Below are 21,065 nucleotides of genomic sequence, written 5' to 3' on the forward strand. Positions count from 1 at the left end.
TGGATAGTCACTTTATCTAACACTGGATAGTGACACTATCCAGTGAGGACGAGCCATGCCAGCTATTCATCCCGGCCGAATGACCCATCAGTGGGACGACGAGCTCGTCGTCTTCCACATCGGCATGACCATCAACAAGTGGTGGAGACCAGACCAGTGGATGCCGCTGATGAGCGACATGCCCAAGATGCTGACCGAGCTGGCCACCGACCCCGAGTCGGGGCTGCTCGGGTTCACGATGCTGCTCGGCTCTCGCGGGCCCTACCTCGTGCAGTACTGGTCGTCGCTCGACAAGCTCTATGCCTACGCGTCGGCGCCGTCGCAGGAACACCGGCCGGCGTGGACGCGCTTCAACAAGCGTGCCCGCTCGGCGCCCGGCGCCGTCGGCATCTGGCACGAGACACACGTCGTCGAACGCGCCGAGACCATCTACGTCGCCACCCCGCCCATGGGCCTTCCAAAGGCGACCATGATCGTCCCCGTGGCCTCGCGTCACGACCGGGCGCAGGCCCGGGTCGCCGACGGACGAACCCGGAGCGGCGCCACGGACGGCGAGACGGCAGACTGAACGCATGGCCGCGATCCTCACCACCGCCGAAGAGTTGCACGACGCCCTGGCCACCGGCCGCTACGACGACGGTGGACCCGTCCGCCTGCTCGACGTGCGGTGGCGCCTCGACCGCCCCGACGGGCGCCCGGACTACCGCTCGGGCCACATCCCCGGGGCGCTGTACGTCGCCCTCAATCACGACCTCGCCGACCATGACGCTCCCGTCACCGAGGGGCGGCATCCGCTCCCCTCCATCGACGATCTGCAGGCGACGGCCCGCCGCTGGGGAATCGATCCCGGCGACACCGTCGTGGTCTACGACGACGCGAAGAACATGGCGAGCGCCCGGGCCTGGTGGCTCCTGCGCTACGCCGGGTTCGCCGACGTGCGTCTGCTCGACGGCGCCCTGCGCGCATGGACCGATGCGGGCCATCGGTTGGAGGAAGGGGATGCCGAAGCCCCCGCGCCCGGATCCGTCGAGCTCTCCTACGGGGCTCTGCCGTCGCTCGCACTCGAGGACGTCGCCGGATTCGCGGTCGACGGACTCCTTCTCGACGCGCGAGCCGGCGAGCGGTACCGCGGGGAGACCGAGCCGATCGATCCTCGGGCAGGACACGTCCCGGGAGCGGTGAGCGCGCCGACCACCGAGAACGTGAGCGACGACGGACGGTTCCGCTCGCCCGACGACCTGCGGTCGCGATTCCGCATGCTCGGCGCCCGGGAGGGCGCGAGCGTCGGCGTTTACTGCGGCTCGGGAGTGACCGCCGCGCACCAGGCCGTCGCGCTCAGCCTCGCGGGCTTCGAACCGCGGCTGTTCCCGGGCTCGTGGAGCCAGTGGTCGAACCACCCCGAGCTCCCGGTCGCGACGGGACCCGACCCGCGCTGACGGCCTCGGCCCAGAGGTCGCTGACGGGGATCTCGGCGCCGAGCACGTTCTGCGCCGCCCGGTGCCCCGAGAGCAGCGCGCCGGGGACCGTCGCGGGGTCGTCGCCCCAGGTCGCCTCCCCGGCGAGGTGCAGGACGCCGTCGATGGGCTCGGCGAGATCGTCGTGGTCGGCTCCGACGGAACCGGGGAGCATGAACGCGTACGACCCGCGCGAGAAGGGATCGTCCTGCCAGCGCGTGACGACCGCGCTCTCGGGCTCGGGAACGGCATCGCCGTAGAGCCGGCGCAACTGGACCATCGTCGAGGCGACGATCTCGTCATCGGTCCAAGTGCGCGTAGCGACCGCGGCGGGACCGGCCGCGAAGGTCAGCAGAGCGGGCTCGTCGTGGAGCCGGCCGAGGTCGTACCAGGAGTGCCACCACTCCCCCTCGTCGCCGAGCTGACGGATGCCGTACACCCCGGCATCCCAGAACCGTTCGGCGAAGCGCAGCACGACCTTCTCGAACGCGTTCATGCGAAGCAGCCCGAGGGCTCGCCGAGGCGCTCCGGGGAGAGGGGGCTCGATCGACAGATCGCCCGCGTGAAGGACTCCGACCGGGACCGTCACGACCACCTCGCGCGCCGAGAAGGCTCCGCGATCCGTCTCGACCACGACGCCGGCGCTCGAACGCTGGACGCGCGACACGACGTGCTCGAGGCGTACGTCGAGGCCCGCGGCGAGATGGGTCGCGAGTTCGTCGTAGCCGCGGGGAAAGACCACTTCGTCGCCATTGACGGTGTCGTCGTCGAGGCCGTGCGCACCGAGCTCGCTCATGCCGGTGCCGTACTGCTCCTGGGCCCGGCGGTCGTTGTACTCGCGCACGCGTTCTTTGCGTTCGTCCGTCCAGTCCTGCGCGGCGAGAGCCCGCTCGACCGCCTCGGCATAGGTCGCCTCGGGCTCCGCCCGGCCGATGACCTCGATCAGCGTCGCGTTGAGCGCGCGGATGTCGGCCGCGTACTGCCGCACCGCCTCGGAGCCGAGTCGCTTTCCGTGGGCGTCGAAGTAGGCGAGGGGCCGGGAATCGGGCTGGTACCCGCCGACGGTGAACTCGACCATCGGCATGCCGAAGGCTCGGGCGGCCTCGGCGACCGGGCTGTCGACGATGCCGTGGATCCACGAGGCGCCGCGGTCGGTGACGTGCCCGCCGGAGCGGTCGGTGAAGACGCGTCCGCCCACGCGGTCGCGGGCCTCGAGCACGACGACCCGGCGTCCACCCCGCGCGATCAGGCGAGCGGCGGCGAGCCCCGACACCCCCGCCCCGACGACGACGGTATCGACGGTTTCCATGGGCCCTCCCGCGTGCTCGGTGTTGCGGCGACGTTACTGCGGGCGGCGGGGTCCCGGCATCCGCCATTCCGGCGCTCGGGAGCGGGCGGACTAGACGCCGCGTACAGCCCGTCTCGACTCAGGCGAGGGGCGCCTCTTCGTCGCGGCGCGTGGGGGTGAGGCCCTTGCGTCCGTACCGCAGCCAGAAGAACAGGTAGCACAGGCCCACGAACGGGATGCCGAAGTACAGCGCCGCGACCTGGTTCGGGTCGAACGCGATCGCCACGATCGACGCGGTGAGCAGCACGAACGCGAGGATCGGCACCAGCGGGTACATCGGCGTGCGGTAGGCGAGGGTCGACAGGTCGCCGCCCTCGCGCAGGAACTGGCGCCGGTGGAAGAATTGCGCGGCGACGATCGCCATCCACACCGCCACCGCCGCGAAGCCGGCGATCGAGACGAGCACGATGTACACCGTCTCGGCGGCGACGACGCTCGTCACGAGCGACACCAGTCCGATCGCGAGGCTGACCAGCAGCGCCACCATCGGGATGCCACGGCGCGTGAGCTTCGTGAAGGCGCGCGGCGCGTACCCCTCTTCGGCGAGGGAGAACAGCATGCGCGCGCACGAGTACAGCCCGCTATTGCCGACCGAGAGCAGGGCGGTGATGACGACGAAGTTCATGATGTCGGCGGCGTAGGGCACGCCCACGATGTCGAAGACCTCGACGAACGGGCTCTCGCTCACTCCCGCCTTGTCGTACGGAAGGAGCGCGGCGATGACGACGATCGAGCCGACGAACAGCACGAGCAAGCGCAGCACGGTCGAACGCAGGGCCCGGGGGATGTTGCGGGCCGGATCCTTGGTCTCCCCCGCCGCGACTCCGACGATCTCGGCGCCGCTGAAGGCGTAGAACACCGCGAGCGAGGTGATGAGCACCCCGCCGAGACCGGCGGGCAGCAGCCCCTCGGGCGTGACGAAGTTGCTCAGCAGCACCGCCTCGTGCGGCTCGGACGACAGCGGGGTGAAGCCGAAGATCGCCATGCCGCCGAGGACGATGAGCGCCACGATCGCGAGCACCTTGACGAGGGCGAACCAGAACTCCGTCTCGCCGAACACGCGGGCCGAGATCGCGTTGAGGGTGAACAGGATGGCGGCGAAGACGACGCACCACACCCACACGTCGACGTTCGGGAACCATCGCTGCATGAGGATCCCGGATGCCGTGAACTCCGAGCCGAGAGCGACCACCCAGCACAGCCAGTACAGCCATGCCGTGGCGAAGCCGGTCGCGGGTCCCATGGTGCGGGCCGCGTAGATATGGATCGAGCCCGAGACGGGATAGGTCACCGCGAGCTCACCCAGGCACACCATGACCAGCCACACGACGAACGCGCCGAGCAGGTACGCGAGCACGGCGCCCAGCGGACCCGCCTGCGCGATCGTGTATCCCGAGCTGAGGAACAGCCCCGACCCGATGACACCGCCGAGAGCGATCATGACGAGGTGCCGAGCGCTCATCGCCCGGCGGAGCTGCCGCGGCTCGGACGACCCGGCGGTCTCGACGGAGGGACCCGAGGGTCGGTTCATGGGGCTTCTCGCATTCGTCGTCGAGCCCGCGTGTTTCGGGCGACCGCAGGTCAGAGTAGTTCATGACCGCTGGCGACGCTCATCGGGCACCTCCGCCCGCCGGTGGAGCTCGAAGACCCCGCCGAGACCCTCCCCGACCTCGCGACGGCGCGGAAGGCGCCGGGTGCCCGAGCGCTCAGGCGTCGGGGAACAGCTCGTCGATCGTGGTGAGCACGCCGTGGTCGAGGTTCGAGGGAGCGCGGTAGCGGGCGCGGGCGACGACCTCGGGGTGGGCCTCGCGCATCGCGTACGACCAGTCCGCGGCATCCAGCATCTCAAGGTCGTTCAGGTAGTCGCCGAACGCGGCCGTCTGTGCCGGCGTCACGTCGAGCGCGTGCTGCAGGCGGCGCAGGGCCGCACCCTTGTCGACGTCGAGGTTCATGATGTCGACCCAGTGGCGCCCCGACACCACGACCCGGTGCGTGCGGGCGACCTCTTCGAGGGCGGGCGCGACGCTGTGCTCGGCGACGGCGAAATCGTAGATCGCGATCTTCAGAACGTCGTCGTCGACCGCGAGCACGTCATCGACGGCTTCGAGAGCCGCGTAGTACGTGTCGGCCTCGGCACGGAAGGCATCGTCTCTGCGCTCGATGTACGCCGAACGCTTTCCGCACAGCACGACGCCCAGATCGAACCCCCGCTGAACGAGGTCGCGAAGGTGCCGGATGACGCGTTCGACGATCTCGCGATCGATGGTGTCGGATGACACCTCGACGCCCTCGCTCACGACGTAGGCACCGTTCTCGGCGATGAACGTCATCTCGCCGGCCGCGTCGCCGAACGAGCGCTGCAGTGTGGCGAGCTGCCGCCCCGAGGCGGGAACGAAGGCGACGCCGCGCTCCGCCAGCCGCGGCAGGAGCTCCCACAGGGGCGCAGGGACGTTCCCCTCGCCATCGAGCAGGGTGCCGTCCATGTCGACGGCGATGAGGCGGATGTCGTGGGTCACGGTCCCATCCTCCCAGGCGGGCGGCGCGCGGTTCGCGCTCGGCGGGAGGGCTGATTGACTCAGAGAATGAGCCTCGAACGGTGCCGACCGGATGACGTCGGAGCGTTGACGCACTTCCTCGGGGGCGTCGATCTCACCCTGAGCGGTCTCGATGCGGCGGGCGTCCGCCTGTGGGTCGAGCGCGACCCCGCCGGCGCCGTGGTCGGCAGCACCGGGTACGAGCTGAGCGGCGACGGCCGTCACGCCCTCATCCGCAGCGTGGCGGTCATCCCGGAAGGGCGTTCTCGGGGGCGCGGCACCGGCCTGGCACGCTTCGCTCTCGCGCGGGCCGCCGAGGAGGGGGCTTCGCGCGCATGGTTGTTCAGCCGTCGTTCGGGGCCCTTCTGGCAGAGCGTGGGATTTCACCCCGCCGATCGTGACGATTTGGCCGCGGTGCTGGCTGACACCCATCAGGTGCGCTTGTTCCGGAGCACGGGCCAGCTCGAGCGCGAGATGGCCTGGTCGCGCCCGCTGGCCCTGGGCGAGTTCGACGGCACTTCTCAAAACGGAGCTGGCTCGTCGTCGGGCGGCGAGGGATCGTCGGGCAGAAATCGCACGGCGGGCGCGTACGGCAGCGGTTCGTCCGCGTAGACACGACCGGACGGAGAGGTCCATTCCAGGATCCCGCCCGCTCTCTGCGACACCTTCCAGCGGGTGAATTGCTTCTGCGAGTGATGCCGTTGGCAGAGGTGGGCGAGGTTGTCGACGCGAGTGGTTCCCCCCGACGCCCAATCGATGGTGTGATCGACCTCGCACCGCGCGGCGGGGACGGCGCAACCGGGCCACCGGCAGCGCCGGTCGCGGGCGCGGAGGTGGCGGTCGATTGCCGAAGACCGCTGGTACGTGTCGGTGAAGAGCACGCATCCCGAGATCGGGTGGGTGATGACACGGTCCCACGGAACGGTCGTGGATGCGGCGAGGCTGCGGGCGGTCTCGGCATCGATGGGACCGTGACCGACGAGTTCCGCGGGGTCGAGGCTTTCCTCTTCGGGCCGCAGCATCGACAGGGCCGGCACGACGACCTGCACGCGGGCGCGGATTGCGCCGAGTACACCGGGGCCGTCCCCGGAGCGCGTGGGGTCGGCAACCGGAGCGGCGGCGAGGAGCAGATCGGCCAGGATGTCGGCGCGCAGCTGATCGGTCGTGCGTTCGTCGAGAGCGGATGCCGCGGCGGCGGGCCCGGAGGACGGCACGGCGGTCGCATCTGCGGCCGACCCGGCGGGCAGCCCGGCCGCCGCCGCGCCGCTCATACCCCGCAGCCCGCCGCTTTCTCGCGCGTCGATCAGAGCGCGACTCTGCAGCGTCAGCCGGTCGTAGATCCCCACCGCGAGCACGGTAGGAAGGGTCGCGATGAGGTCGGACATGCCGTCCACACCCGGCACCACGCGGACGCACCTTGTCTCGCGGCCCCGCTGGTGCCGCTCGGTCAGCGTCGTCGGGTTGAGCTTCTCGGCGAGCGCGGCCAACCGCGAGCGCAACCGCCCGGGGCTGAGCTCGGCGGCGAGCCTCGCGGCGAGCGCGTCGAACTCCGGCACACGATCTTCGGGGAGGGCGGCTCCGGCATCCGTCACGACACGCACATGGGCTCGGGTGAGCGCACCAGCCTCCCAGGCGTCGACGACCGTCGGGTAGTCGTCGACGAGCTGCAGCGCTCGACCGATGTGCGTCTGCACCGTCCGGTCGGAGAGGTGCTTCATCGCGGCCACCTCCGACGCGATCTCTCTCATCGCCATGTCGGACGCCCGCACCGACGCCCTTTGCTCGGCGGCGCGCGTCAGACCGTATTGACCGAGAGCGGCATATGCCCGCGTGCGCCGAGCCTCGGCCGCGGCGAGGGCGGCATCGGCAGCGAGGGCCTCGGCCACGAGTGCCTCGCGCACGCCCGAACCCGCGGATTCGGCGGGATCGGGCGTCGGCGAGTGCATGTGTGCATGCTAGCGAGCACCTCCGACATCCTCTGAGCCGGAAGGGGCTTTGTGGGGAGGGATCGCGAGACGCCGCAGCTGGGGAGGAAGGAGCCCCTACGAACGCGACCTATGAAAGAGAAATGAACGCCGACGAACCGCTTCCACCCCGTTACCTCACCGTTATAGAGTGCTCGCACGGTAGTTGTTTTGCTGTGGCGACTACCGACATGTGATTGCAGGACACTCTGGTGCAGGAAAGGGCCGGTCGGGAATCTCCCGACCGGCCCTTCGTCCGTTCCTCGCCGTCGGATGCCCCCTGCGGACGCCCACGAGGCAGGATGAAGACGTGAAGGACGACGATCTGACCGAACCCGACGGGCGCCTCGTGCTCGTCCGCCACGGCGAAACCGAGTGGAGCCGCACCGGCAAGCACACCGGCCTCACCGACATCCCCCTCACCGAGACGGGCGCCTACAAGGCCGAGCTGGCGGGCACCCTCCTGGCGACCCGCCGTTACGACCTCGTGCTCACGAGCCCCCTGCAGCGCGCCGTCGAGACCGCCCGTCGTGCGGGCTACCCCGACGCGCAGCCGGAGCCGCGCCTCGTCGAGTGGGATTACGGCGCGTACGAGGGACTGACCACGCCGGAGATCGTCGAGCAGCTGGGCCGCCCGTGGACGATCTGGCAGGCGGGCGCCCCCGCCGGCGCCACCCCGGGCGAGACGGTGGAACAGGTCACGGCTCGCGCCGAATCCCTCCTCGACGACCTGCGCCCGCGCGTGCGCGCGGGAGAACAGGTGCTGGTGTTCTCGCACGCGCACTTCCTCCGCGCCCTCGCCGGCACATGGCTGGGCCTGACGGCCGCGGGCGGCCGGTATTTCGTGCTGGGAACCTCCGCCGTCAGTGAGCTCGGTTTCGAGCACGGCTCCGAGGTCATCACGCAGTGGAATCACGTGCGCGGCCGCTGAGGTCGGACCGCTCGAAAGTGATCACGAAAATATAACGACACCCTCTTCCCCTCCGTTACCTCACCGTTATAGAGTGCATGCACGGTAGTTGTTTTGCTGTGGCAGCTACCGACATGTGATTGCAGGACACTCTTGGTGCAGGGACAAGGGTCGGTCGGAAGCCTCTCCGACCGGCCCTTACTCTTGCTCGGCACGCGCGGCGAACGGGTCGCCGACGGCCCTACGCTGAACGTATGACCGATCGCCGTCTCGCCGTGCAGGCCTGGGAGAGCCTCTTTCGCGCTCAGCACGAAGTCTTCGAAGACATCCGGTCGGATTTCGACAGCACCGAACTGACCCAGGCCGAGTACGACGTGCTCCTCACCGTCACGCGGGCGCCCCGCATGACGGCGCGTTTGCGCGACGTGACCGGCAACATGCTCATCAGCCAGCCCAGCGTCTCGCGCCTGGTCGAGCGCATGGTGTCACGGGGTCTGCTGACCAAGTGCGCCGACCCCGAGGACGGCCGCGGATCCCTGGTCACCGCCACCGAGGACGGGGCCGTCGCCTTCCGCCGCCTCGCCGCGGCGCACGGTCGGTCGATCGCCGAGCGCATGGCCCGCCTCGACAACGACGAGCTCGCTCAGCTGCACACCCTCACCGCGAAGCTGCGCGGGCGAGACTGACCCCGAGCCGGCGCCTCAGCACTCGATGACGTTCACCGCCAGGCCGCCCTCGCTGGTCTCCTTGTACTTCGTCGACATGTCGATACCGGTCTGACGCATCGTCTCGACCACGGCATCCAGCGACACATAGTGCGACCCGTCGCCCCGCAGCGCGAGCCGCGCCGCCGTCACGGCCGTGGATGCGGCGATCGCGTTGCGCTCGATGCAGGGGATCTGCACGAGGCCGCCCACCGGGTCGCACGTGAGCCCGAGGTGATGCTCCATCGCGATCTCGGCGGCGTTCTCGATCTGCCGGTTCGTCCCGCCCATCACCGCGGTGAGGCCCCCGGCGGCCATCGCGCACGCCGAGCCGACCTCCGCCTGGCACCCGCCCTCGGCGCCGGAGATCGACGCGTTGGCCTTGAAGAGCGACCCCAGCGCCGTCGCGGTGAGGAGGAACCGGCGGATACCGCGTCGGCGGTTGGCCTCGGCCACGTCACCGTCGTCCCATCCCGCCACTTCGCCGCGCGTCACCGCGTGCCCGTCGTAGCCGAGCAGCGCACTGCCCACGAGCTCGCCGTAGGGCGTGACCGCGTTGCCGGCACCGAGACCCGAGTCGGCCAAGAACCGCCACCAGTACATCGCCACCGCGGGCAGAATCCCCGCGGCACCGTTGGTGGGGGCCGTGACGACGCGCCCACCGGCCGCGTTCTCCTCGTTGACCGCGAGCGCGAAAGCGCCCAGCCACTCCCCCGGAAGCTCTCGGTGCCCCTCGGCCTCGATGGCATCAAGCTGGCCCCGGATGACCGCGGCTCGCCTTTTCACCTTCAGGATGCCGGGCAGCACACCATCGTTCTCGAGCCCGGCGTTCACGCACGCCGCCATGGCATCCCAGATGCGATCCAACCCGGCCGCGATCTCCTCGTCGGAGCGGAGCGCGGCTTCGTTCAGGCGTGCCGCCTCGGCGATCGTGATGCCGCGCTCGTCGCACAGTTCGATGAGGGTCGCCGCGTCGTCGAAGTCGAGCGGCACCGGTGTCGCGGCCACGCGCGCGGGCTCGCCCTCGCGACGGATGAAGCCGCCGCCGATCGAGTAGAACGTGTCCTCCGAAACGACGGCGCCGTCCCCGTCGCGCGCGACGAGCGTCATCGCGTTCGGGTGGCCGGGCAGTCGGGTGCGCGGCTCGAGGGCGATGTCGGTCTTGCCGAACGGGATCTCGTGCCGGCCCGAGAGCGCCAGACTCTGCCCCTCGGGCCAGTCCGACCACGCCCGCCGGACGGCATCCGGATCGACGGTCTCGGGGTCCAGCCCCTGCAGGCCCGCGACGACCGCGTCGGGGGTGCCGTGGCCGATGCCGGTCGCTCCGAGCGAGCCGTACAGCGCGCACGAGACGGATGCCACCCGCTCGAGGACGCCGGCATCCTCGAGTCTCGCGACGAAATGGAGGGCGGCCTTCATGGGGCCGACGGTGTGGGAGCTCGAGGGTCCGATCCCGATGGAGAACAGCTCGAACGCGGAGGTGTATGCGCTCATGCGGCCAGCGTACGTCGCGCCCCGTCGCGACACCTGCTCGTCACCACTGCGCCACGCCCGGGATGCACGCCGTTCCGGGCCGATTAGACGTCTCCGATGGGTCCGGCTATGCTGGACCACGGCCTGCGCGCCGTTTCGCGCGGAGGCCCTGCGCCCGTAGCTCAATGGATAGAGCATCTGACTACGGATCAGAAGGTTAGGGGTTCGAGTCCCTTCGGGCGCACACTGTGTTGAGACAGTAAGAGAAGCCCCGGCGTGAAAAGATTCCGCCGGGGCTTTTTCTCTGCCCGGATGCCGACAACCCAGCCGGTCCGCGGGACCTCAGGCCGAGGCCGCCTCCTCCGCATGGGCCGCATCCATCGCGGTCGAGTGCAGCTGAAGGATCGCGACGGCCTCGTGGAGGGAACCGAGCGGCGTCTCGATCTCGTCGTAGTGGTGCACGAAGCCGTTCGCGTCGCGTGCACTCACCGCGACCAGGGCGTACCCCGGCCGAGCGACGCGCTTCGCGCGTCCCAATCGTCGTCGTGCCATGGCATCCGCCTTCCGTTGGCGCCGAGGCTACCCCGGGCGCGCGCGGAACCGGGGTCAGCGCGCGGCGGACTTCTTCTTCTTGCCGCCCTTGTGCGTCTCGGGCTCGGGTGAATCTTTCGTCGCCCCCGCCTCGTCGGCAGCAGCCCGGTCCTTCGCTCGACGTTTCGCCTGCGAGGCGAGACGCGCGAGGTCGACCATGCGGAGCGCGTCCATGCGCGCCTTGCGCATTCGGGCGTAATCCGGATCGGCGTCCGCGGTCATGCCCTCGACGTCGAGACGCTGGCTGAGGTTCGCCTCGACGTCGCCCCACGCCGCGATACGGGCGTCGGCGACCAGGACCTTGACCCGCTCGGGATCGTCGGCGAGGGCGCGCAGCTCCTTGGCGACACCGCGGGACTGCTTGGCACGACGACGCAGGTTGCGCGTGTCACGGTCGCGGTAATCGTGGGTGCCCGACGAATCCGAGAACCGGCCCCACGCGCGCTTGCGCTGATGGGTGACCCGCTCCGCCGCCTGGTCCTGCTCGTCGGCGAGGGAGCGCAGCGTCTCGCGGGCCAGCTCGGCGAAGACCTCGCCGTCGAAGTGGCCCCCGCGGGCGATGGTGTCGACGAGGATCCGGTTGCGCACGGCGAGCCGCGCCGCGGCTGTCGCGATCGACAGCCCCTCGGCGATGGCCTCCTTCGTGCGCCCCACGTGACCTCCCCGTCCAGGCTATCGTCCGGGGCGCACCGATCGCTCAGGTGAGCTTCGCCTCTAAGTGAACAACGACCCGAATGCAATCCCCTCCATCCGCGCGGCGGGACTGCCTATGGTCGGTTTTGTTGCGGAGGGCCTCGGAGAGTACTCGGGGGCCTTCTGTCATTTCCGGATGCATACAGGAAACACCCAGGTGTGCGCAAAGCCCAATCCGAATCGAGCGTTGTCTCCGAAGATGTGATGAGGCGGCCGGACGGTCGCTGCCAACACTCTGGGAGGTTCATCATGAGCTCATCACCCAACCGTCTCGTGGCCACCGTCTTCGGCGCTGTCTACCTGCTCGTCGGTCTGCTCGGCTTCGCCGTCACCGGCGGGGTCGGTTTCATCGCCACACAGGGCGGACTGCTCCTCGGCATCTTCGAGGTCAACCCGCTCCACAACATCGCCCACCTCCTGATCGGTGCCGCACTGCTGGTCGCCGGTCTCGCCAACGCTCGCGCAGCGAAGGGCGTCAACACGACCGTCGGCGCCGTCTACCTGCTCCTCGGCATCGTGGGCTTCTTCCTCGTGGGCACCGCCGCGAACATCCTCGCGCTGAACGTGCCCGACCACTTCCTCCACCTCGCCAGCGCCGTCGTGCTGCTGGGTGTCGGCCTCGGCACCGAGCGCAACGTCCCGCGTACCGCGGCGGTCTGAGCATGACTGCTGCGACCTTCGTGAGGTCGTGGCCCTCCGTATCCGCGTGGGGGGCCGGTCTCATCACCGCCGCCCTCGGCGCGGGTGCCATCATCCGTCCCGATTCCGGGGCCGTCGCAAGCGGCCTCGGGATCGGGATGGTGGTCCTCGGTCTGGCCTGCCTCGCGTGGGGAGCGGCCACGCTGTCGACGGGCCGTCTCGTCGTCCCCCGCATCACGTTGGCGGGAGCGCTCGTCGCCCTCGCCCTCACGGCGGGCCTGATGTTCGCAGCTCCCGCTCACACGAGCATCCTCGGCGTCACGGCTGCGTGCGCCCTGCTCGTCGTCGTGGGTGCCACCGCGGCCGTTCATCTTCGCCGAGTGAGCCGCGGTCCGAATCCGACGCGCACCGCCCAGCCGATGAGCGTCGTCGGACTGCTCGTCGCCGCTGCGGTCATCGCCGTGGTCGTCACCCCCGCTCTCGGGGCCACGCAGAACGCCGTCCTCCTGCGCGACGACGGCACCGTTCCCGTCATCTCGCACGAGGGACACTGATCCCTCTCACGGAGCCCACCCGCTCAGACGGTGGCACGCTGGAAGGGTGACGATAGACGCCTCCTCTTCCGCTCCCGGCTGGATCCAGTCGCTGCGCGGCAAGATCCTCGTCGCTCTCGCGGGAGATCCCACCGGCATGGCCCCCTACGTCCGCGCGATCGCCGATGGAGACGACACCGGCTACTTCGTCGAGAACGGCCCCGCGTGGACCGTGCACGCCGGGATGGGCACGCTCGTGGCCGGCATCCGGGCCCTTCTTCTCCAGGCCCTGCACCCGGGAGCGCTCGCCGGCGTGCACGACTGGTCGCGCTATCGCGAGGATCCGATCGGTCGCCTCACCGGCACCGTGCGCTGGGTCATCACGCTGACGTACGGGTCGAGGACGCAGGCGGATGCCGAGACCGCACGCGTCGGGAGGTTTCACCGCCGCGTGGAGGGCGAGTACGTCGGCGGCGACGGAAGCGAACGCGCGTACACCGCCGAGGCGGCGGACCTCGTCCGATGGGTGCACCTCGCCTCCACCGACGCGTTCCTCGCCGGACACGAGGTGTCGCGCAAGCCCATTCCCGGCGGACCCGACGCGTACGTCTCCGATTGGGCCACCGCCGGTCGACTCATGCGGGTCGTCGACCCGCCCCTCACCAGACGAGATCTCCGCGCCGAGATCGACGGCTTCGCCGACCGTGGCGAGCTGCGCGGCGACGAACGCGTGGCCGACGTGGTGAGGTTCCTGCGCAAGCCGCCGTTCTCCGGGCTCATGGGTCTGTCCTACCGCGTGCTGTTCGCCGCAGCGGTGGCAACCATCCCCGGTCGTTACCGGAAGATGCTCGGGGTGCGGCGTTGGCCTCTTCCCGTGTTGACGCTGACTCGCGTGATCCTGCGTGTCACCGAGCGCGCGCTGGGCTCGGGCCCCCGCGCCCAGGACATGGCGCGGCTGCGACTGGCCCGGCTGGAGCGTGACGGACGGGAGGCCGCGTGAGCGACGACGCCCGCCAGGCCGCGGAACGCTACCGGCTCGACCGGCAGCTGCGCGAGGCCGGTCTCGCGCCCGAATCCGCCGAACCCGAGGGACCCTCGCTGGGCTCGACCGCTGCCGAGCGCGCCGCCTTCGTCGAGACCTCGATCCAACAGGCGATCCGCCGCGGCGAGTTCGACAACCTCCCCGGCGCCGGCAAGCCCCTCCCCGACCTCGGCAGCTCGCACGACCCCGACTGGTGGATCCGTCGCAAGATCGAGACCGAACAGCTCACCGGTCTCGGCCCTCCGGCGTTGACCCTGCGCGTCGAGCACGCCGAGTTGGCGGAGCGACTGGATGCCATCGCCCGCGAACCCGAGGTGCGCGAGGCGGTCGAAGACTTCAACCGCCGCGTGGTCGAGGCTCGGCGGCAGCTCCAGGGCGGCCCGCCCGTGGTGACGCCGACGGTGGACGTCGAGGCCGAGGTGGCGGCCTGGATCGAACGACGTCGCGCACGCGTGGAGGCGGCGGCACGGGCGGCGCCGGAACGACGGCGGCGCTGGTTCCGGCGCTCCTGACCGGCGTTGCTTTCCCCGGCTGACGTCTGGATCACACGATCGGCGCCTGCGCACCCGCTTCGGCATGTAAACGCCGCGTCGTCTCGGAGGACCGTGCGATGTCGCGGGGCGGTCGGGGGGGGCCGCGGACCCGCCGCGCCGTCAGAGCGCTGCCAGCGCCTCCGCGCGCTCGAGCAGCGCCCGGGCCCGAGCGAGTGCCGGCGCGTACGAGCCGTCGACGGGACCATCGGGGGTCGTCGACAGCAGCGACCGGGCGGCTTCCACGTCGGCGGGTGCGGGTGTGAAGCCGGCGTGGGCGCCGGGGATGGCGGCATCCCTCAGCGCGAGCGTGCCGGTGAAGCCCATCGCGACGGCGTGGAGCGCGGCATCCCGAGCCTGCTCGACCGGGCCGCACGGGCCGTCGATGGGTCCCGCGATACCCGCCGCGGCCGAGGCGACGACGAGCTGGGCGCGCGGCCACGACAGCGCGATGCGGTCGGCGGTCATCCCGGTGTCGCGACGAAAGTCGCCCGTGCCGAAAGCGAGGCGACGGGTCGCGGGGTGGGCGGCGATGGCCGGTGCCGCCAGCAGCGCCGCGGCCGACTCGACCATCGCGACGATCGGGGTGCCGGCCGGAAGGGATGCCGCGACGTGAGCCACGTCGTCGGGACCGGCGCACATGGCCAGGACGACCCCGGCCAGGCGATCGTCGAGGTCACGGCCCAGCGCGAGATCGGCTTCTCCGTCGCGCGTCCCGGCGGCGCTGATGCGCAACCACACCGGGGCGTCGACAGCGGCCCGCCGAGCGCGGTCCCGGCCCTCGGCCTTTCGCCCCGCGGGGAGGCCGTCTTCGAGGTCGATCACGAGTACGTCGGCCGCGGTCTCGAGACCGCCCGCCAGCGGCGAGCGGAGCATCCAGGTGCGCGCGAGGTCGACACGCGCCGGGGCGGGGGCGGCCGAAGCCGCCCCCGCCGAGGTGTCGTGCGTCAGGGTCACGAGCGACCCCGTGCCGCCGTCTCCGCCTCCGCCTGAGCGCGGAAAGCGTCGAGCGACTGCGTGTCGACGGTGGCCGCGGGGCCCGCGCCGACCTCCGCGGAGGCCTGCTCCTTGGCATCCGCCGCGGGAGTCGCCGAGTGGTCGTGACCGGTGAGGATCGTCTCGTCGAACGGGATGGTGCCGGCGAGCACCTCGCGGACGCGCTGGCCGTCGTACTGCTTGGTCCACACGCCGATGAGCATCGTGGCCACCGCGTTGCCCGTGAAGTTGGTGACGGCGCGGGCCTCGGACATGAAGCGGTCGATGCCGACGATGACGCCGACGCCGTCGACCAGGTCGGGGCGGTAGGCCGACAGACCACCGGCGAGGGTGGCGAGACCGGCGCCGGTGACGCCGGCGGCGCCCTTCGAGGCGATGATCATGAAGATCATGAGACCGATCTGCTCACCGATCGACATGGGCGAGCCCATCGCGGTGGCGATGAACAGCGAGGCCATCGTGAGGTAGATCGCCGTGCCGTCGAGGTTGAAGGAGTACCCGGTCGGGACGGTGATGCCCACGACGGGCTTCGAGACACCGAGGTGCTCCATCTTGGCGATGAGGCGGGGAAGAGCGGCCTCGGACGACGAGGTACCGACGATGAGCAGGTACTCGCGGCCCAGGTACTTCATCAGCGTGAAGATGTTGACGCGGGTCACGACGTACAGCAGCGTGCCGAGCACCACGGCGATGAAGAGGAAGCACGTGATGTAGAAGGCGCCCATCAGGATGCCGAGGCTGATCACGGCCTGGAACCCGGTCTTGCCGACGACGGCGGCGATGGCACCGAAGGCGCCGATGGGGGCGAGCCACAGGATCATGCCGAGGATGCGGAAGACGAGCACCTGGAAGTTACGGATGCCCTCGACCATGCGCACGCCGCGCTCGCCCATGCCCTGCAGGGCGAAGCCGACGAGAAGGGCGATGAACAGCACCTGGAGGATGCTGCCGCCGGTGAAGGCGGAGAAGAACGTGGTGGGGATGATGCCCAGGATGAACTCCTGGGTGGAGGTCGCCTCGGCCGCGGGGGCGTCGTACTGGGCGCCCGCGATGTTCAGTCCCTCGCCCGGGTGGATGATGTTGCCGACGACGAGGCCGATGATCAGGGCGAACGACGACATGACGAGGAAGTAGACCATCGCCAGGCCGCCGATCTTGCCGACCGTGGAGGCCTTGGCGATCGAGCCGATTCCCACGACGATCGTGCAGAAGATGACCGGGGCGATCATCATCTTGATGAGGCTGACGAAGCCCTTGCCGATGGGCTCGAGGGCCGTGGCGAACTGCGGGGCGACCAGGCCCACGATGACACCGGCCACGACCGCGACGATGACGGAGATGTAGAGCCAGTGGTTGCGGTCGATCTTCTTACGCGGCCTGCCGTCGCGTGTGGTGCGGAGTGAGAGTGCCATGAGCGACTTCCCCTTTTCTAACGCCTTTGTTGAGTCCGGCGGGGGCGCCGGTCGATGTGACGACTTTGATCGACGCCGGACGCGTCGGCGATTTGTGGTCGTATTGTTCACGGCAAGCGCGGAGAAGGGCGTGGTGATGAGACTGAGCGTGGGTGGACGCCTGGCATTGGTGTCCCTGGGCGTCGTCGTGCTCGTCGCCGGCGTGCTGGCGGCGCTGCTGTCGGTGCAGTTGAACGACTCCGGCCAGCGTGAGGCCGAGAAGGTCACCCGCTCCGTCGCCGAGACCCTCGCGCACGAGCCCGACGTCGCCGCTCTGGTCGTGCGGCGCGACTCCGGCGCCCTGCAGCCGATGGTCGAGCAGATCCTCCCCGACGCCGACCTGTCGTTCGTCACGATCATGACGCCCGACGGCATCCGTCTCACCCACCGCAACAGGTCCGAGATCGGCGAGCAGTACCTCGGTTCGCGATCGGAGGCGCTTGCCGGCCAGACGCACACCGAGGTCTACGACGGAACCCTCGGGCCCTCGGTGCGCACCATCGCGCCGATCCGCGACGGGGGCGACGAGAGCGGCGACATCGTGGGCCTGGTCGCCGTCGGCGTCACGCTCGGCGCCGTGCAGCAGGACCTCGCCGCTCGCGCACCGCTGATCGTCCTGGCATCCGCCGCCATCGTCGGCATGGGGATACTGGGAGCCCTCTACGTCCGACAGAGCGCACGACGCGTGACCGGCTCGTACACGCCCGCCGAGTTGTCGCGTCTCGTCGAGAGCTACGAGACGGTGCTGCACTCACTGCGCGAGGGGCTCGTGGTCACCGACCGCGCCGGGCGCATCGTGCTCTACAACGACGAGGCCGCCGACCTGCTGGGCCTGCCCCCGGCCCGCTCGGGGCAGGTATCGCTCGACCCCCGCGAGATCGAGATGGACGCCGGCCTCGCCGAGGCCATCGCGAGCGGTCGACGCATGGTCGAAGAGACCGTCGTCAACGGGGAGCGGGTGCTGCTGGTCAACCAGGAGGAGGCGCGCGATCTGGCGGGCCGGCGCGCTCCGGAACGCGGTCGGGTCATGACCTTGCGCGACCGGTCGGAGCTGCAGGCGCTGCTCGGCGAGCTCGAGGGCGTCCGCACGCTCAGCGACACCCTGCGCTCGCAGACCCACGAACACGGCAACCGCCTGCACGCGCTGCTGGCCCTGCTCGAGCTCGGGCGCATCGACGAAGCCCGCCGTCTGATCGTGGCCTCGACCGGCGAACGTCAGGAGCTCGCCGACCGCCTGGTCTCGGACGACGAGGACGCCGTGGTGGTCGCCCTGCTGCTGGGCAAACTCGACGAGGCCGCCGAGCGCGGCGTGCACCTCGACCTCGACGTCGCCGAGCCGGCGCCCGCGCTGCCGCTCCCCGCGGCCGAGGCGGTGACGGTGGTGGGAAACCTCGTCGACAACGCTCTGGATGCCGCGGCGGCCGGCGCCGAACCCCGCTGGGTGCACGCGGCGCTTCGCGCAGGCGGAGGCGACGTGGTGCTCGAGGTGTCCGACAGCGGCACCGGGTTCGACCCCGCGCTCGCCGATCCCTTCGCGTTCGGCGCGTCCACCAAGCCGGCGCACTCCGCCGGAGGCCGCGGTGTCGGTCTCGCCCTCGTGCGCGACATCGTCGCGGCGCACGGCGGCACGCTGCAGGTGGTGGAGGACCCCACGACCGTGCGCGTTTTCCTTCCCGCCGTCGCCGAGGAGGTGGCGCCGTGATCAGGGTGCTGGTCGTCGACGACGACGCGCTGGCGTTGGAGCTGCATTCCGCCTACGTCGCTCGAGTGCCCGGTTTCGAGGTCGCCGGTCATGCCGCGGGAGCCCGCGCGGCGCTCACCGCCCTGAGCGATCCCGAGCGCCGTATCGACCTCGTCCTTCTCGACATGACGATGCCCGACGGCACCGGTCTCGACGTCGCCCGACGCGTGCGCGCGATGGGGTCTCGCGTTGACATCATCGCCGTCACCGCGGTTCGAGATGCCGCGACCGTGCGCGCGGCGGTCTCGATCGGCGTCGTACAGTACCTCATCAAGCCCTTCGCGTTCGCCGCTTTCCGCGAGCGTCTCGAGGCGTACCGGTCCTACGTCGAGGGCCTGGATCGCGCGGCGGGAGAGGCGACGCAGTCCGAGGTCGACGCGCTGCTGGGCACGCTTCGGACCATCGCTGCCCCGACCCTGCCGAAGGGCCTGAGCGACGAGACGCTGCAGGCCGTGGCGGAGCGCGTGCGCACGGCCTCCGGCGCCGTGTCCTCGACCGAGGTCGGCGAGAGCGAGGGCATGTCGCGCGTCACCGCCCGGCGCTACCTCGAGCACCTCGCCGACGTCGGTCGCGTCCGCCGCGAACCCCGCTACGGCGGCCAGGGCCGCCCCGAGATCACCTACGCCTGGCTCCGCGGCTAGCGGCGGCCCGCCCTCGTCGAGTGTCCACCGCGGGGACGCGGATCAGAGGTCGAACGCCGCGCGTACGCCCTCGTTCACCACGACGCCGGCGCGCACGTTCAGGCCCTTGGCCAGGGCGGGATCGGCGGATGCCGCGGCCTCCCACCCCCGGTCGGCGATGCGCGTGATGTAGGGCAGGGTGGCGTTCGACAGGGCCCGGGTCGAGGTGTGCGGCACCGCGCCGGGCATGTTCGCGACGCAGTAGTACAGCGAATCGTGGACACGGAAGGTCGGCTCGTCGTGCGTCGTGGGACGCGAGCCCTCGAAACAGCCGCCCTGGTCGATCGCGATGTCGACGAGCACGGAGCCGGGCTTCATCGCCGCGACCATGTCGTCGGTGACGAGCTTGGGCGCGGCGGCCCCGGGAATGAGCACCGAGCCGATGATGAGGTCGGCGTCGGCCAGCTGCTCGGCGATCTCGAGGCGGGTCGAGGCGCGGGTCTCGATCGCGCCGCCGAAGCGCTCCTCGAGCTGACGCAGCTTGGGCAGCGAGATGTCGACGACCGTCACACGGGCACCGAGACCGAGAGCGTTCGCCGCGGCGTGCTCGCCGGCGACGCCGCCGCCGATGACGACCACCTTGGCCCGCGGGGTGCCGGGCACACCGCCGGGGAGCAGACCCCGGCCACCCGAGGCGCGCAGCAGGTGGTGGGCGCCCTCGATGATCGACAGGCGTCCGGCGACCTCGCTCATCGGCGCCAGCAACGGCAGGGCGCGATCGGCGGTCTGCACGGTCTCGTAGGCGACAGCCGTGGTCGCCGCGGCCATGAGCGCATCGGTCAGCGGCCGATCGGCGGCGAGGTGCAGGTAGGTGAAGAGGGTGAGATCGGCGCGCAGGAACCGGTATTCGGGGGCGATGGGCTCCTTGACCTTGACCAGGAGTTCGGCGCGTGCCCAGGTCTCGTCGGCGGTGGCGACGATCTCGGCGCCCGCGGCGCGGTACTGCTCGTCGGCGAAGCCGCTGCCCTCGCCCGCGCCCGCCTGGACGAGCACCTCGTGGCCGCGGTGGACGAGCGCATCGACTCCCGCGGGTGTCATCGCGACGCGGTTCTCGTTGTTCTTGATCTCGGTGGGCACGCAGACGCGCATGGGTTCCTCCTCGAGCGGATGAGCGTTGCGGAGAGAATCGCAGAAAAGCGTGTTTCCGTGGTGTTTCCCCGAAGAAAGGTCGGTATTTACGGCGAGGACGGCGATATCATCGGATACCGAGGGCTTCTTCGGTCCTCTGAAACGAAGGATCTGCGATGGCCGGGGACGATCTGCACCCGCTCGACGCCCGGATGATAGAGCTGCTGTCCGCCGACGCCCGCATGACGAACGCCGCGCTCGCCGAGGCGCTCGGGGTCGCGGCATCCACCGCTCATACCCGACTGCGGGGGCTCATCGACCGCGGTCTGCTCACCGGCTTCCACGCCGCCGTCGACCAGAGCCGTCTCGGCCGGGGCCTGCAGGCGATCGTGGGCGTGACGCTACGACCGGGGCAGCGTCAGGAGAGCATTCGCGCGTTCGCGCACGAGATCCGCCGCCATCCGGACGTGATCCAGCTGTTCTTCCTGGGCGGGGCGGACGACTTCCTCGTGCACATCGCGGTCGACGATTCCTCGGCCGTGCGCCGCTTCGTCGTCGACCACCTCTCGGCCCGGCACAGCGTGGCCTCCACCCGCACGAGCATCATCTTCGAGTACCACCGCAACGCCCTGGCGGCGGATTTCGACTGACCCCGCCCGGGTCGATAGTCCCCGGCACGGCCGCCGTCAAGACGGCCGGCGTACCAGACGGCGC

At 70.5% G+C, this 21,065-nt stretch carries 22 protein-coding genes and 1 tRNA gene; 13 read left to right on the forward strand and 10 right to left on the reverse strand.

Translation table 11 applies throughout. The features are described from left to right. Positions 1-79 precede the first annotated feature (79 nt). Together OVA17_RS03025 and OVA17_RS03030 are read left to right on the forward strand one after the other, a co-directional pair. Complete coding sequence (locus OVA17_RS03025) at positions 80-568, forward strand: DUF4188 domain-containing protein (protein WP_267788093.1); 489 nt, start codon at positions 80-82, stop codon at positions 566-568. Between the two features lie 4 nt (positions 569-572). After that, positions 573-1,436: a sulfurtransferase gene (locus OVA17_RS03030; RefSeq protein WP_267788094.1), complete on the forward strand. Its 864-nt coding sequence runs from the start codon at positions 573-575 to the stop codon at positions 1,434-1,436. Here OVA17_RS03030 and OVA17_RS03035 read toward each other — a convergent pair. The 3 genes from OVA17_RS03035 to OVA17_RS03045 form a co-directional block, all read right to left on the reverse strand. Continuing rightward, a complete protein-coding gene (locus OVA17_RS03035; RefSeq protein WP_267788095.1) occupies positions 1,336-2,763 on the reverse strand; it encodes a flavin monoamine oxidase family protein in 1,428 nt (475 codons plus the stop codon). The genes OVA17_RS03030 and OVA17_RS03035 overlap by 101 nt on opposite strands. Before the next feature lie 118 nt (positions 2,764-2,881). Next, a complete protein-coding gene (locus tag OVA17_RS03040) occupies positions 2,882-4,333 on the reverse strand; it encodes an amino acid permease (protein ID WP_267788096.1) in 1,452 nt (483 codons plus the stop codon). Between the two features lie 175 nt (positions 4,334-4,508). Further along, complete coding sequence (locus OVA17_RS03045; RefSeq protein WP_267788097.1) at positions 4,509-5,318, reverse strand: Cof-type HAD-IIB family hydrolase; 810 nt, start codon at positions 5,316-5,318, stop codon at positions 4,509-4,511. Positions 5,319-5,384: 66 nt separating this feature from the next. Between OVA17_RS03045 and OVA17_RS03050 the strand changes: the two genes are divergently transcribed. Next, the gene (locus OVA17_RS03050) at positions 5,385-5,948 is read left to right on the forward strand and encodes a GNAT family N-acetyltransferase (RefSeq protein ID WP_324289910.1); all 564 of its coding nucleotides are present in this window, start codon (positions 5,385-5,387) and stop codon (positions 5,946-5,948) included. Here OVA17_RS03050 and OVA17_RS03055 read toward each other — a convergent pair. Next, complete coding sequence (locus tag OVA17_RS03055) at positions 5,858-7,282, reverse strand: HNH endonuclease signature motif containing protein (protein WP_267788098.1); 1,425 nt, start codon at positions 7,280-7,282, stop codon at positions 5,858-5,860. The genes OVA17_RS03050 and OVA17_RS03055 overlap by 91 nt on opposite strands. Positions 7,283-7,610: 328 nt before the next feature. Between OVA17_RS03055 and OVA17_RS03060 the strand changes: the two genes are divergently transcribed. Further along, positions 7,611-8,231 (forward strand): histidine phosphatase family protein, encoded by a 621-nt coding sequence (locus OVA17_RS03060; protein ID WP_267788099.1) that lies wholly within the window; start codon positions 7,611-7,613, stop codon positions 8,229-8,231. Between the two features lie 233 nt (positions 8,232-8,464). Further along, positions 8,465-8,896, forward strand: a complete 432-nt coding sequence (locus tag OVA17_RS03065; protein WP_210073036.1) for a MarR family winged helix-turn-helix transcriptional regulator — start codon at positions 8,465-8,467, stop codon at positions 8,894-8,896. A 15-nt stretch (positions 8,897-8,911) separates the two neighbouring features. On the opposite strand, the gene OVA17_RS03070 is transcribed toward OVA17_RS03065, so the two are convergent. Next, positions 8,912-10,408 (reverse strand): L-serine ammonia-lyase, iron-sulfur-dependent, subunit alpha, encoded by a 1,497-nt coding sequence (locus OVA17_RS03070; RefSeq protein ID WP_267788100.1) that lies wholly within the window; start codon positions 10,406-10,408, stop codon positions 8,912-8,914. A 150-nt stretch (positions 10,409-10,558) separates the two neighbouring features. Between OVA17_RS03070 and OVA17_RS03075 the strand changes: the two genes are divergently transcribed. Then, a tRNA-Arg gene (locus OVA17_RS03075) sits at positions 10,559-10,631 on the forward strand. Positions 10,632-10,729: 98 nt separating this feature from the next. Here the strand turns inward: OVA17_RS03075 and OVA17_RS03080 are convergent. Beyond that, positions 10,730-10,939: a hypothetical protein gene (locus OVA17_RS03080; protein WP_267788102.1), complete on the reverse strand. Its 210-nt coding sequence runs from the start codon at positions 10,937-10,939 to the stop codon at positions 10,730-10,732. 54 nt (positions 10,940-10,993) lie between these two features. Beyond that, entirely contained in the window at positions 10,994-11,632 is a 639-nt protein-coding gene (locus tag OVA17_RS03085) for an asparagine synthase (RefSeq protein WP_210072924.1), read from the reverse strand. Positions 11,633-11,920: 288 nt separating this feature from the next. On the opposite strand from OVA17_RS03085, the gene OVA17_RS03090 reads away from it, so the two are divergent. The 4 genes from OVA17_RS03090 to OVA17_RS03105 are packed head-to-tail and all read left to right on the forward strand — an operon-like array spanning position 11,921 to position 14,397. Further along, positions 11,921-12,331 (forward strand): DUF4383 domain-containing protein, encoded by a 411-nt coding sequence (locus OVA17_RS03090; protein ID WP_103205818.1) that lies wholly within the window; start codon positions 11,921-11,923, stop codon positions 12,329-12,331. A gap of 2 nt (positions 12,332-12,333) precedes the next feature. Then, positions 12,334-12,864 carry a hypothetical protein gene (locus OVA17_RS03095; RefSeq protein ID WP_267788104.1) on the forward strand — a complete coding sequence of 177 codons (531 nt, stop codon included), beginning with the start codon at positions 12,334-12,336 and terminating at the stop codon, positions 12,862-12,864. A gap of 46 nt (positions 12,865-12,910) precedes the next feature. Further along, complete coding sequence (locus OVA17_RS03100) at positions 12,911-13,843, forward strand: oxygenase MpaB family protein (protein WP_267788107.1); 933 nt, start codon at positions 12,911-12,913, stop codon at positions 13,841-13,843. Then, a complete protein-coding gene (locus OVA17_RS03105; RefSeq protein WP_267788108.1) occupies positions 13,840-14,397 on the forward strand; it encodes a DUF1992 domain-containing protein in 558 nt (185 codons plus the stop codon). Before OVA17_RS03100 ends, OVA17_RS03105 begins: the two co-directional genes overlap by 4 nt. A gap of 141 nt (positions 14,398-14,538) precedes the next feature. Here the strand turns inward: OVA17_RS03105 and OVA17_RS03110 are convergent, their stop codons facing one another. Both OVA17_RS03110 and OVA17_RS03115 read right to left on the reverse strand, forming a co-directional pair. Continuing rightward, positions 14,539-15,372, reverse strand: a complete 834-nt coding sequence (locus OVA17_RS03110) for an aldolase/citrate lyase family protein (RefSeq protein WP_267788110.1) — start codon at positions 15,370-15,372, stop codon at positions 14,539-14,541. After that, a complete protein-coding gene (locus tag OVA17_RS03115; protein ID WP_267788112.1) occupies positions 15,369-16,823 on the reverse strand; it encodes a cation:dicarboxylate symporter family transporter in 1,455 nt (484 codons plus the stop codon). The genes OVA17_RS03110 and OVA17_RS03115 overlap by 4 nt, the downstream gene beginning before the upstream one ends. 136 nt (positions 16,824-16,959) lie before the next feature. On the opposite strand from OVA17_RS03115, the gene OVA17_RS03120 reads away from it, so the two are divergent. Both OVA17_RS03120 and OVA17_RS03125 read left to right on the forward strand, forming a co-directional pair. Beyond that, positions 16,960-18,564 carry a sensor histidine kinase gene (locus tag OVA17_RS03120; protein WP_267789350.1) on the forward strand — a complete coding sequence of 535 codons (1,605 nt, stop codon included), beginning with the start codon at positions 16,960-16,962 and terminating at the stop codon, positions 18,562-18,564. Next, entirely contained in the window at positions 18,561-19,244 is a 684-nt protein-coding gene (locus OVA17_RS03125) for a response regulator (RefSeq protein ID WP_210072912.1), read from the forward strand. Before OVA17_RS03120 ends, OVA17_RS03125 begins: the two co-directional genes overlap by 4 nt. Before the next feature lie 42 nt (positions 19,245-19,286). Here OVA17_RS03125 and ald read toward each other — a convergent pair whose 3' ends face one another. Further along, positions 19,287-20,372, reverse strand: a complete 1,086-nt coding sequence (gene ald / locus OVA17_RS03130; protein WP_267788115.1) for an alanine dehydrogenase — start codon at positions 20,370-20,372, stop codon at positions 19,287-19,289. A gap of 155 nt (positions 20,373-20,527) precedes the next feature. Between ald and OVA17_RS03135 the strand changes: the two genes are divergently transcribed. Beyond that, on the forward strand, positions 20,528-21,001 hold the full coding sequence (locus OVA17_RS03135; protein WP_267788116.1) for an Lrp/AsnC family transcriptional regulator: 474 nt from the start codon (positions 20,528-20,530) through the stop codon (positions 20,999-21,001). Positions 21,002-21,065: the final 64 nt, after the last annotated feature.

This window comes from Microbacterium sp. SL75, from assembly GCF_026625865.1.
Classification (GTDB): Bacteria; Actinomycetota; Actinomycetes; order Actinomycetales; family Microbacteriaceae; genus Microbacterium.